The organism is Kordia zhangzhouensis (genome assembly GCF_001005305.1).
GTDB classification, from domain to species: Bacteria; Bacteroidota; Bacteroidia; order Flavobacteriales; family Flavobacteriaceae; genus Kordia; species Kordia zhangzhouensis.
In genome coordinates this window covers 398,946-413,034 of the sequence record NZ_LBMH01000004.1, presented here as the reverse complement: position 1 = coordinate 413,034, position 14,089 = coordinate 398,946, and the positions used below count along the sequence as shown (strand labels likewise).

General features: G+C 34.4%; 3 protein-coding genes. All 3 read right to left on the bottom strand.

From position 1 onward, the window contains the following. Nucleotide 1 precedes the first annotated feature (1 nt). The 3 genes from AA088_RS08110 to AA088_RS08100 all read right to left on the bottom strand — a co-directional run bounded on the left by AA088_RS08110 (nucleotide 2) and on the right by AA088_RS08100 (nucleotide 14,086). Nucleotides 2-1,360: an aminotransferase family protein gene (locus AA088_RS08110; RefSeq protein WP_046744449.1), complete on the bottom strand. Its 1,359-nt coding sequence runs from the start codon at nucleotides 1,358-1,360 to the stop codon at nucleotides 2-4. Nucleotides 1,361-1,472: 112 nt separating this feature from the next. Further along, nucleotides 1,473-6,203, bottom strand: coding sequence for a non-ribosomal peptide synthetase (locus AA088_RS08105; RefSeq protein WP_046744448.1), 4,731 nt, complete (start codon nucleotides 6,201-6,203; stop codon nucleotides 1,473-1,475). Beyond that, nucleotides 6,200-14,086 (bottom strand): non-ribosomal peptide synthetase, encoded by a 7,887-nt coding sequence (locus tag AA088_RS08100; RefSeq protein ID WP_046744447.1) that lies wholly within the window; start codon nucleotides 14,084-14,086, stop codon nucleotides 6,200-6,202. The genes AA088_RS08105 and AA088_RS08100 overlap by 4 nt, the downstream gene beginning before the upstream one ends. Nucleotides 14,087-14,089 lie beyond the last annotated feature (3 nt).

Sequence of the window (14,089 nt, the reverse complement as noted above, 5' to 3'; positions counted from 1 at the left end):
TTTATGCTGTTAATTTTTTAGATTCAGAAACCACTTCTTTCAAGCAGTCTCTCATTACATCTACGATTTCGTCTATTTGTTCTTCATTGATAGTGAGTGGTGGCGTTACCAAAATATGATCGCCATCTACTCCATTTACAGATCCGCTTCCAGGGTATAAAACCACTCCTTTTTGAATTGCTTTTTCACCAATTACTTTAGATAGTTTCATACTTGCTGGGAATGGTGTTTTTGTTATTCTGTCTTGAACGAGTTCTATTCCACATTGCAATCCTACACCGCGTACATCACCTACTATGTCAAACTCGTATAATGATTTTAGTTTTTCCATGAATAATGTACCCATGCGTTTTGATCGAGCAACCAGTTGTTCGCGTTCCATGATTTCTAAGACTTTACTTCCTACTCGTGCTCCCATTGGGTTACAAGCAAATGTATGTCCGCCTAAGAAAGCCGTTTTGGTGTCTACGAGTGGTTGCACCACTTTGTCAGAAGCAATTACAGCTGATAATGGGAAATACCCTCCGCTAATTCCTTTTCCTGCTGCTATAATATCTGGTGTAATCCCGAAGTTGTTGATTCCAAAGTTTTCTCCAGTTCTTCCAAAACCAGAAAGAATTTCATCAGAGATGTACAGAATTCCGTATTTTTCACAGATATACTTGATTCCTTTAAAATAGTTTGGTGGCGGTGGTACTGCTCCCATTGCAGCAGCAATAACTGGTTCTGCAATAAAGGCAGCAACCGTTTCTGGCCCTGTTTTTATGATTGTATTTTCAAACTCTTCTAATAGTTCTTGTACATATTCCGCTTCGTTTAAGTGCGCTGGTCGACGGTAACTGTATGCTGGTGAAATGTGTGGGAAGTTGTGCAACCATTGCTCATATAATCCGCGACGCATTTTCATTCCGCCTACATCTAGTGTAAATACTGAGTTTCCGTGATAAGTATTCCAACGAGAAATGATTTTATAGCGGGTATTATCACCTCGTAATTGATGATATTGTAAGGCTAGTTTGATTGCATTTTCTACAGCTTCTGTTCCACTCATTACAGTCCACGCTTTGGTGAATCCTTCTGGAGCAAAATCTGTCAATTCTTTTAAATAACTTTCTACTACATCGCTATTAAAAGCATGTGTTGGTAATACGGTTACTTTTGATATTTGATCAGCCATAATCTCCACCATTTCTTCTCTACCATGACCAATATTGGACACAGAAGAAGAACCTGAAGAACCGTCTAAATATCGCTTACCTTTGTCGTCATAAAGGTAAATCCCTTTTCCATGTGTAATTTTCGGATATGTTTTCGTCATATCAGGACACACAGCCATCGAATGAATTAATGGTTTAATCATAATGATAAAGCTTTTGTTATTAATTATTAGTTTGTGATTCTTTCTTTTTAGGAAAAGAGAATCCGTGTCATTAGCATAATGACAGTATCAATTTTTAGTAAGTTTTGTTTTTTTAGAAATTTTCTTCTAATGAGGTAAGCAACATGTCCGAAAGATCTATGGTAGGTTCTAAAGTTTCTTCCATTGTTACTTCTGCTAACGTTGTTGTTTGATAATCAGTTGATGATGAGGTTAGCTTTTCAATTATTGTTAAGAATCTATCTTTAAATAGTTCAATGTGTGATTCGTCATATACGGTGTTGTTATATGTTAGTACACACGTAATTTTTTGATCGTTTTCAAAGAACTCTAACGAAAGATCAAATTGACATGGTACATTGTACGTATACTCTGTTTCATTGTAAACTACTTCCGCTTCTGACGTGGCTGAAGTTGTATTTTTACTATGATATTCTACCAATACATTGAACAACCCCGAATAAGAAGCATCATACATATAATTGGCATCTTCAATCACTTTTTCCAACGGATACCATGAATTTGAATTGATAGTTAATACCGTATTTTTTATTTGTTCATAGTATTCTTTGAGTGTATAGCAAGCTTCTGCTTTGGCTACAACTGGCAAATTGTTGATATAGAAACCTATTTGATTACTTAGCTCTTCATGAGTTCGAGTTGAAAATGAAGAACCCACCATAATATTTTGGTTTCCTAAGTATTGATACAGCAATGTATTAACTGCAAATACAAACGAAATATACATACTCCCTTCTTCCGTTTCTGTAATGTTTCGTAAACCATTTGTCAGTTCTCTTGAAATATCAAACTGAATGATGTTTCCATTTGGTTGGAATGTTTCTGGTCTTCTTTTTTCAAATGGAAATTTCACTTTAGGAACTTCATTTTGAAATGCTTGTTTCCAGAATTCTGATACCTCTTTAACAGCATCTGATTCAAACATTTTCAACTGCCATGCTACGTAATCTTTGTATTGAATGCGCAATGGAGCTTCATCAATTTGTTTTCCTTCTTCAATTTGTTCGTAATAATTTGAAATTTCATCTCCTAATATTTCCATAGATGCACCATCATTTATCAAGTGATGCATACAGTAGTATAGAATGAACTTGTTTTCGGCTAATTGCAAGAATCCAACACGAACCAACGGACCATTTTGTATGTCGAAAGGCGTATAAAATTGTTCTTTCAAGTATGTTTCTACGTCTAGTTGTTTGTTTTCTTCTAGTCGTAAATCTTTATAATCAATTTTAAATTTGAATTCTTCTATTGGAATAATCCACTGTTTTACATCACCTTGCTGTTCTTCTTTAAAAATAGTACGCAAGGCTTCATGTTTTTCTAGTACGGACCAAACTGCTTTTTGGAACGTTTCCATGTTCATTTCTCCTTCAAATTCCAACGTGGTTGGCATATTGTAGGCAATAGATGTTTTGTCATCTTGCGAAAGCAACCAAATTCGTTTTTGCTCAAATGATATTGGATAACTTTCTTGCGTTGCTATTTTTTCTATTTGAACAAATTGTTCTTTTTTGGACGATTTGATTAATGATGTATGTGAAGCAATGGTGGAATGACTAAAAATGTCTTTTAGTGATACTTTTACTCCAAATACTTTTTTGTACATATTGACCAAACGAATAGATTTTAAGCTATTTGCTCCCAATAAGAAAAAGTCATCTAGAACACCGATTTTGTCAACTTGCAATATTTCCTGCCATATTCGTACCAACGTTTCTTCCATTTCGTTTCTTGGTGCAATGTATTCTGCTCCATTAGAAATTTGTAAGTTTTCTGGATCAGGAAGATTTTTCCTGTCTACTTTTCCTGTTGCTGTTAATGGAAGTTCTTCTAGTTGCACATAATAGGCAGGCAGCATATAGCTTGGCAATTTTTTACTAAGTTCATTGCGTAATTCTTCAGAGGTAAACTCTGTTGAAGCCGTAAAATATGCTACCAGTTCTTTTTCGGAAGCTTCATTTTCTTTGACAACTACAACATTTGATGAAATAGCTTCTATTTGACTTAAAACGTGTTCAATTTCACCAAGTTCAATACGATATCCTCTTACTTTAACTTGATTGTCTTTTCTACCAATGAATTCAATGGTACCATTGCTATTCCATTTTCCAAGGTCTCCTGTTTTGTATAATTTTTTTCCTGGTTGAAATGGATTGTCTACAAATTTTTCAGCAGTAATTTCAGGAAGATTCAAATAACCTCTAGCCAATACATCTCCACTTATACATATTTCACCAATAATCTCTGCAGGTGTCATATGCATAAATTCGTCTAAAATATAAACTGCATAATTAGGCAACGGTTTTCCGATAGGCATGTTTCCTCGCCTGTTTACCAAATCATCTGTGTAAAATGATTCTATAGCTGTTACTGTGGTTTCTGTAGGACCATATTCGTTGTAAAACTTTACTTTATCACTTGCCCAAGATCTAGCTAGTTCTAGTGAACAATTGTCTCCTCCAGAAATAACTCGCTTAAGTGCTGAGTAATTTTTTCTAGGAATTAACTTTAAAAAGCTTGGAACACTATGAATATGAGTTATTTTATTTCTTTCAATATAAGCTGATAAAGCCTCTGTATCAAGCAACAATGCTTTGCTAGCTATTGTAAGTTTTGCTCCGCTGAGTAAAGCAATGAAAATTTGTTCTACAGAAGCATCAAAAGTTATACTTGATGATTGCAATATGTTTTCCTCGGTAGTAATTCCAAATTCTTGAATTTGTGCAAACGCTAGGTTAATGACCGTTTTATGCTCAATCATCACACCTTTTGGCGTTCCTGTACTTCCAGAAGTATAAATAATGTACGCTAAGTTATTTGCTTGTACTTGCGATACTACTTTTGACGTTGCATACTGCTGTTTTTCAAACGCTGCAAGCAACGATTCGTCTATAATTGCTTTGCATTGAGTATCATTTTTGATGTACTCGATACGTTCTTGTGGATAATCAGGTTGTACCGGAACATATGCTGCTCCCGTTTTTAGCACCGCTAATATGGAAATAATCATCCATTCGCTTCGTTCTTGCTGTATAGAAATAAAATCTTCTGTTTCAATTTCAAATCTATCTAGTAAGAAATGTGCTAACTGATTTGATTTTTCATCTAATTCTTTATAGGTAAGCTGGCGATTTTCAAATACCAAAGCAATGTTGTTGGGTGTTTTCTTGGCTTGTGCCTGAAAAGCATCTACAATGGTTTGATTTGTTGGATATACTGCTTTGTTATTATTAAATTCTTCTGCTAGTATAACTTTTTCTTCTTGAGATAGGTACTCTGCATCAGAGATTGGTAAGGCTGATTGTGTTAATAATGCCTGCAACAATTGTTTGTAGTGTTGCATCATACGTTCAATCATCTCTTTTTCATAAATATCAGAATTGTATTCTAAGTCAAAGAGAATCGTACCATCCATTTCTTCAAAAGTAACCGAAAGATCAAATTTTGCTCTGGTTTGACCAATTTCCAAAACTTTGTCCAACTGCTCGTCGGTAAAGTCCATCTTTATCTGACTTTCTCCATTGTTTTGAAGTACAACCATTACATCAAAAATAGCTCCTCGACTGACATCTTTTTTAATTTTTAAATCGTCAACCAATCGATCAAAAGGATACATTTGATGGTTATAGGCTTCTAATGTATTTTGTTGTACTCGTTGGTGAAACTCGTTAAAACTTTCCGAAGGATTTACCTGGTTTCGCAAAGCCAAAGTGTTTACATAAAAACCAATTTGATCTTGTAAATTTTTATGTTCTCTTCCTGCTACAGGGCTTCCAATAATTATATCTTTTTGATTTGTGTATTTATAAATCAATACTTTGAAAGCTGCTAACAAACTTACAAATAGGCTTCCTCCATTTTTCTGGGCATATTCTTTAACAAGTTTGGTTGTTTTTCGATTAATGAATGTATTAAGTAATAGTCCATTATACGTTTGCACTTTTGGTCTGAGCTTTGTTGTTGGAATATCCAATACTGGTAATTTTCCAGATAAGCTTTGACACCAAAAATCTTTATGCTTGTTATAGTTTGCCGTTTCTAGTTGTTCTAATTGCCACGAAGCATAATCTTTGTATTGAATTGCTAACGAATCTAATGTTGGTGTTTGACCACTTGTAAACGCTTCATAATATGCTAAAATATCACGTTTAATGATTTCCATTGACCAACCATCACTAATGATATGATGCATGTTGTAATAAAACACATATTCTTGCGTATTCGTTTGAATAAGAGTTGCTCGTAACAACGGCCCATTTTCTAAATCAAATTCAACAAAAGAATCATTTGCAATGTATGTTTCAACTGCTTTTGCTTGGTTGGTTTCACTTCTAAAATCTACATATTGAATATCAAAATGGATATCTTCTCTATTTACTACCCATTGTTTGATTTCTCCTTCTGCATCTTCTTTAAAAACCGTACGCAATATTTCGTGACGATCAATGACTGCTACAACTGCTTTTTTGAAGTTTGCAATGTCATAGTTTCCACTCAACGTTACACTTAAGGGAATGTTGTACACTGACGATCCGCCATCAAATTGACTCAACACCCATAATCTGCGTTGTGCATCAGAGATTGGGTAGCTATTGTCTTCCGTTTGAATCGTAGGGATCGAATCTTCTGTAGCAGCACCCAAGCTATGGTCTTGAAGGTATGCAATGATTTCTTCTTTCTTTGCTTTTACCGATTGTAAAATTTCAGGACTGATATCTCCCTCAAAGGAAAGCTTGAGTTTTCCTTCCTTTAAGTGGAGATATATGCCTTGCTCAGAAAGATTTTTTATAAAATCGATCATATTTCTATTTCTTTTAATTCTTTAGAAGTAATTGCTTCTTGTTGTTTTTTGGCAATGTCAATTTGTGCTGCCAATTGTTCAATAGTAGGATACACAAAGATATTCTTGATGGTTACTTCTAATCCGAATACTGTACTGATATCATGGCTCATTTTGATAGCCTTGATACTATGTCCACCAACATCAAAGAAATTGTCTTTAATACCTACTTTATCAAGCTGCAATAAGTTTTTCCAAATAGTAACTAATTGTTTTTCTGTTTCTGTAGAAGCTTCTACATATTCTGTGCGAATCATGTCTGCTTCTTTCAGGTCTGGTAATGATTTGTAATCTACTTTTCCATTAGCATTCAGAGGCATTTCAGTTACTTCTACAAAATGATTAGGAATCATGTAAGCTGGAAGTATTTCTTTAAGTGTATTTTTAAGTACTTCTTTGTCTATGCTCTCATTTTCTGGAAGCACGTACGCCACAATCGCCTTGTCTTTTTCAGCTGTTTTTACAGTAACTGCTACTTGTGTAATTGTATCGAATGTTTCCAATGCTTTTTCAATCTCTCCGAGTTCAATTCGGTGTCCTCTGATTTTAACTTGGTTATCATTTCTACCCATGTAGAGAATGTTTCCATCAGAAAGCCACATTCCTAAATCTCCTGATTTGTAGATACGCTCTCCTTTTTTGTATGGATTTTCGATGAATTTCTCTGCAGTTTTTTCTGGATCATTCAGATATCCTTTTGCCAAACCATCTCCACCTAAGTAAATTTCTCCAACTACGCCAACAGGCTGTAGCTGTTGGTAATCATCCAAAATATACGCTGTACTATTGCTAATAGGCGTTCCTATTGGGATAATATCTGTAACTTCACTAATGTCATAGGTCAATGAGAAAGTTGTATTCTCAGTAGGACCATATCCATTAATGATTTGTAATGCTGGATATTTTGCTCTTAGTTTCTGAATATGTTTTGGAGATAGCTTTTCTCCTCCAAGTAATACTGTTTCTAGTCCGTTGAAAATTTCTATTTGATCATCAATCAGTTGATTTCCCCAACCAGCAGTAAACCACATTACATTGACACCTCTAGTGCTAATTTCTTTTTGCAATGCATCGGTTTGTAATAGTACTTCTTGATCGCAAAGAATAAGCTCTCCTCCATTGAGTAACATTCCCCAATATTCAAAGGTGGTTGCATCAAACGAAAAAGCTCCAGTAGAGATTAATTTGTCAGATGCTTCAAAATTGAAATAGTTGGTTGATTGTACCAAACGTACCACACTTCTGTGTGGAATCATTACTGCTTTTGGCGTTCCTGTAGAACCTGATGTATACATGATATAAGCAACATCATCGGCAGTTGTATGGATTGGTACTTGTATTTCCTCGCTTAGTGATTCTGCATTTAAAAATTCAACAACAACAGCTTCATTTACAGCTACTTTGAAATTACTATCCTTTTGTACAAAAGCAAGTCGTTCTTCAGGATACGAAGGATCTAATGGTAAGTATGTAGCTCCAGCTTTTAACGTTCCTAAAATAACTACTGGTAAGTTTTCACTTCTTTCTAACAGAATTGCAACTACATCTCCTTTGTCAACTTGATAGGTACTTTGCAAGAAGTTTGCAAATTGATTGGACTTTCTCTCTAGTGCTTCATACGTAAGCTGTTTGTCTTGATAAGAAACCGCAATATTAGTTGGTACTACTTTTGCTTGTTCTGTAAACAATGTATTTACCGTAGTATTTGATGGGTATAAGGTTTTAGAATCGTTAAATACTTCTAGAACTACCGTTTCTTCTTCTTTTGTAAGGTAATTGATATTGGTTAATGATTGTGTAGCATTTTCACAAAAAGCTGTTACTGTGTTGGTAAAGTGATTAGCTAATTTTTTAATCAATGCTGTATCGTATTTGGTAGCATTGAATTCAAAATTCACACTTAAAGCTTCTTGCTCAGGTACTACAACTATTTCAAAATCATAATTACTTTGCTCTGATACATCCATTGCTTCTACTTCTAACTGAATTGCAGCCGAGGTAGAACTTTCCAATTCTTCTTTGATTGTATCTTGTAATGGATAGTTTTCAAATACAAGAATATGGTTGATAAAGTTTTCAATTGATGTTTGACGCGCCAATATTTCTGAAAGTCCCACATAATGATGTGCGTTTCCTTCGGCAGCAGCTACTTGAAGCTGTTTTAATAAGGTTTCTGGTGTATCATTTTCAGTGTATTGTACACGAACAGGAATGGTATTGATAAACAATCCAATCATGTTTTCCACTCCAATCAAATCTGTTGGTCTTCCTGAAACAATAGTTCCAAAAATAACATCTTTTGTATTGTTATAGCGTGATAATAAATATCCCCAAACTCCTTGTATAAAGGTGTTTTGCGTAATTTCTAGTTCGCTACAAATTTGTTTTATCTTCTGGAATGTATCGTCTTTAAGTGTTACAATTTCAGCAGTTTTCGCAAACTCTGTTTCGTCTTGTTGTAAACGTTCAAATGGTACTTTTGCAATGTCTGAATAGCCCGCTGTATAGGTATCCCAGTAACTTAATGATTTTTCTTTGTCAACATTTTCTAACCATTTAATGTAATCAGAGTATGGTAATGGTTTTGCCAATGAAACCGATTGGTTGTTTATGATTCCATTTAACAATTGATAGAATTCATTAATCAACATACTTACGCACCAACCATCCATTAAGATGTGATGGAAACTCCAAATAAACTCATAGGTATTATCAGCAAGTTGTAATAATGTTAGGCGCATTTGTGAAGGATTACTAAGATCGAATCCTTTACGAGTATCAGCTTCTTTTGCTTGCTTAACGTATGTTTCTATTTCTTGCGCAGTTGTTGTTTCAAACGATTCAAACTCAAAGACGCCTGTTACTTTTTTATGAACAATTTGTAATAAGGTGTCTCCGTATTTTTCTGTAAAACTTGTGCGAAGAATAGTGTGTCTATCTACCAATTCTTGGTATGCTTTTGCAACTGCTTCAACAGGTAATACATTGGTTTTTAACCTATACGTTAATTGTTCAAAATACTGAGTTGTTGAACTATCAGCTTTCCAGTGATAGTACATTCCTTGTTGTAAAGGCGAAAGTTCGTAAACATCTTCTAAGGTATTTTCACGATTCAATTCTGAAAGGATTTCTCTTGATAATCCTTTGTACGTAACATCAGAAGGCGTTAGGTAGCTTGTATTTTCTTTAGACAATTCATAGATAATTTCAGATAGTTTTGTTTTGAAATTTTTCATGAATAACGCTACTTTTTCTGCTGGTAATGTATCTTCTTGGTAATCTAAAGAAATTTGTAACTGTCCAGCGGCAATCATACCGTACATATTTAGCGGGACATCACTTCCGTTTTCTTTTGCAATACTTGCTCCAATACTTTCTGAGGCTTGACGCAGTTTTTTGTCTTCAAATTTTTCTTGAGTCGCTCCAAAATCTCCTAAATAATTGAATACAATTGATGGTTGTAAACTTGCGGTAAAGTCGTTTGTAAGATATTTTAAAATTCCGTAACCAATTCCTTTGTTTGGAATGTTACGAAGTTCTTCTTTTACTTGTACTATTGCATTTTTATCATCATTACAATTAGATACATTTAATACAAAAGGATATACCGATGTGAACCATCCTACTGTTCGGTTAATATCTATATTGTCAATGATATTTTCTCTACCATGACCTTCCATCTTTACGACTGCCTTGTCAAGCCCGAAAGTATTTTTGATTGCTAGCCCTAATGAGGTTAGTAATACATCATTAATTTCTGTATTGAATACCGTATGGACTTTTGAAAGTAGTAACTCTGTAATGTTTTTATCTAGTTCAAAAGAGACTGTTTTGTTGTAGTTAAAGATTGCTGTTTCTACTTCTTCATTTACTGGAATTGGTGTAATTTCCTGATTGCAAACAGCTTCCCAGTATGCGCGTTCTTTTTGCATTGTATCGCTAACTGCATATACTTGTAATTTTGAACTCCATTGTTGAAATGAATCTGTTTTAAGTGGTAATTCTGGTGTTTGCCCTTGTGAGAATGCTTCAAAAGCTGTTGTAAAGTCTTCTAAAATGATTCTCCAAGAAACTCCATCTACCACTAAGTGATGAATGATAAGTGCAAAACGATCACCATCAGTCAATCTAAAATGTCCTACTCTAAATAAGGGTCCGTTTTCTAAGTCAATTGTAGACTGAATTTCAGAACCAATTCGATGCATTTCATCCAATGCGTTCTCTGTAGAAGTCAGGTCAAAAAATTGAACTTCATACGCATTGTCTGACATTTTATTGTTCGTTTGTTGCCACGTATCTCCTTCTTTTTTGTAAACCATTCGCAAAGCGTCATGATGCGCTACCAATGTTTTGATACAGTTGGAAAGTACATTTGTATTTACAGCCGTTTCACTTTTTAAAACTACTGTTTGATTGAAATGTTCTACAACTGGTATAGAAGGTTCATTAAAGAAAAAGTGTTGAATTGGCGTTAATGCAACTTCTCCAGATACAAGAGATTGATCGACTACTTTTGAGTTGACTTGCACATATTTTGCTAGATCTTCCAATACAGGATTTTTTAGCATGTGTTCTACTCCTAGTTTGTATCCTAATTGATTCAATCGTGAACCTATTTGAATAGACTTAATCGAATCACCTCCTAAATTGTAGAAATTGTCTTTTATACTTATTTTCTCTCTACCTAAAACATCTTGCCATACAGACGCCAATATTTTTTCTTCTTCTGTTGATGGTGCTACGTATGTTTCTTTGATGATATCTTTTTCACTGATCCCTGGCAATTGTGTTACAGCAACTTTACCATTTGATGTCAACGGAATTCTTCCTAATTCAATGAAATAGTTAGGAATCATGTAGAACGGTAATTCTTTACTTAACGCCTCACGTAATGCAACTTTGTCAACTGTTTCTGTTTGAGTGTTTGCTACTACATAAGCTGCAATTACCTGTTCGTCGTTGTAATCTAATACAGTTACTACCGCTTGTTTAATAGCTTCTTTTGCAACAATTTTTGCTTCTATTTCACCAAGTTCAATACGGTATCCTTTGATTTTTACCTGATTGTCAACTCGTCCAATATAATCAATAGAGCCATCATTTTGCCATTTAGCAATATCTCCTGTTTTGTATAGAGTTTTTGTAGGATTGAAAGGACTCTGAACAAACTTTTCTGCGGTTAACGCTGGTCTATTTAAGTATCCTTTTGCCAATCCTTTTCCTCCAATATACATTTCACCCTCAACTCCTTGTGCAACCAAATTTTGGTGCTCGTCTAGAATGTATATTTCTGTATTGGCAATAGGTGATCCGATTAATATTTTTTCATCTACGTCTTTAATTTCACATACTACACATCCTACCGTTGCTTCTGTTGGTCCATATTCATTGTAGATTTTCATTGCAGGATTCAACGAACGTAGAATTTCTACATGATGATTCTGCAATGCTTCTCCACCAACAATTGCCATTTCAACTTGTGTCGTGTCAACATCTAAGTTTTTTAGCAAACTGATGTGAGCTGGTGTCAATTTTACACATGAAATTTTACTGGTAAAATACGTTTTTAATGTATCTAAAATATTACTGCTTTTACTAAAGATATGGACAGTACTTCCTGATACTAATGGTAAAAACATACTAGTAATTGTCAAATCGAATGATATTGACGTAAAGAATCCAAAGTCAAAATTTTGTAACTCTTCTGTTTTATAGTACGATTTTGCCCAATTTAGGTAGTTTACAAATGATTCGTTTGCAATTAATACTCCTTTTGGCTTTCCTGTAGATCCTGAAGTATAGATAGAATATGCAATGTCATTTTTATTTACTGAGGTTTCAAAAGTTTCTGCAAAGTCAGTTGCTGTAAACTCTAAATCAACGATGAATTTATTCCCTTCAAAATAATTTAATTCAAATGCATAATAAGCAGAAGAAAGTAACAATTCCATTCCGGTGTCTTCTGCTATGTGTACTTTGCTTTCTTCTGGTAATTCAGGATTGATTGGTACATAGGTAGCACCTACTTTCAAGATTGCTAATACCGAGTACATTAACCACTCGCTATGATCCATTTGCACACCTACTACATCTCCTTTTTTAACGGCTAAATTGTGTTGTAAACAGTTAGCCAATTGATTAGATTTTACGTCTAATTCTTGATAAGTAATCTCTTTACCTTTAAATGATAAGGCTATATTTTTAGGTGTTTTTTCAACTTGTTGTTGAAACATTTCTATAAATGTTTCTGGCGTATCATAAGCTATCTGTGTCTGATTGAATTTATTAAGTAAAATTGCTTCTTCAGTTCCTGAAATGTATTTAAGTTCATTGATTGCTTGTGTAGGATCTGTTACAATTTCGTTAAGTAACGTTTTGAAGCTTCTCATGAACTTTTCAATCACAGTACTATTGTATACATCTGAATTGTATATAGTTACCATCGATAGCAAATCACCTACTTCTTCAAAAGTGATAGAAATATCTAATTTTGCCATGCATTCTCCAAGATCAACAATTGTTTCAGTATCTACTTTGCTGGCTACTGCTTTTTTTGAACGATCACCAATGTTTTGGTTGGTAATCATAACATCAAATATGACACTTCTAGAAGTATCGCGCATTACATTCAAATCACTTACCAATCTATCAAATGGATACATTTGATGTTTGTAAGCAGTTAACGTAGTCTCTTTTACTTGCTTAAAAAATGTACTGAATGATGCTTTTTCATCTAGTTGATTTCGTAACGCTAATGTATTTACATAAAACCCAATTTGATCTTCTAAATCTGCATGATCACGTCCAGCCGTTGCTGTTCCTAAAATGATATCTTTTTGCCCAGTGTATTTTTGTAGCAACACATTGATTGCTGCTATTAATCCGATAAAAAGACTTCCTTTTTCTTTTTGGGTGTACGCTCTTAATTTCTCAACTATTTCTGCATTGATATATGTGCTCGCACTACGTCCATTAAACGTTTTTACTAGTGGACGCGTTTGATTGCTTGGCAGGTCTAAAACTGGTAAATCACCCGCCAATTGGTTCATCCAATAGGTTTTATCTTCTTGTAAAGATGCTTCTTCCAATTGTGCTAATTGCCAAGCTGCATAGTCTTTGTATTGTATATTGAGTTCTGGTAAATTTGGTGTTGTATTTGCTTTAAATGCTTGGTAATATGCCATTAAATCTTTTGCCAGCACATCCATAGACCAACCATCACTAATAATGTGATGCATGTTGTAATATAAAATCGTATGATTGTCAGCTACTTTAAGTAAACTCACTCTGAATAATGGCCCATTTTCTAAGTCGAATGGTTTGAATGCATCTTTCCCTGAATAGGCAAATGCCGCAGCTTCAGGAGTCTGTTCATTGCTAAAATCTTTTTGATCGATTGTACAATTGATAGCTGACGCAGGTAACACCCATTGTTTGATAGTGTCATTTGCATCTTTTTTGAATACCGTACGCAAAATTTCGTGTCTTTCAACAACGGCTTTCAATGCTTTTTCAAAGCTCTCTATATCGTCAACACGATCAACATGCTTGTATGTTGGCATGTTGTAGGCTGTTGACGCTTCATCGGTTTGACTTAAAATCCACAACCTTTTTTGAGCATCAGATAAGTCGTAGTTTTCAGCTTTTTCTACAGTTTTGATCTCGTTGCTTTCTGAAGTTGTACTATATTTTTTCAAGAATTGAATCAATTCCTGCTTGTTTTCTTTCAACTCTTGCAACAGTTCTTGACTGATCTCAGCTTGATCAAAATGTAATTCCAGATCATTTCCCTTTACTAATACGTCAATATTAGCTTCTTTGAGTTTATTTATAAGCTGTAACATCTT

Coding starts and splice junctions, on each gene's coding strand:
- AA088_RS08110 (WP_046744449.1), bottom strand. CDS start 1,360: ATGATTAAACCATTAATTCATTCGATGGCTGTGTGTCCTGATATGACG.
- AA088_RS08105 (WP_046744448.1), bottom strand. CDS start 6,203: ATGATCGATTTTATAAAAAATCTTTCTGAGCAAGGCATATATCTCCAC.
- AA088_RS08100 (WP_046744447.1), bottom strand. CDS start 14,086: ATGTTACAGCTTATAAATAAACTCAAAGAAGCTAATATTGACGTATTA.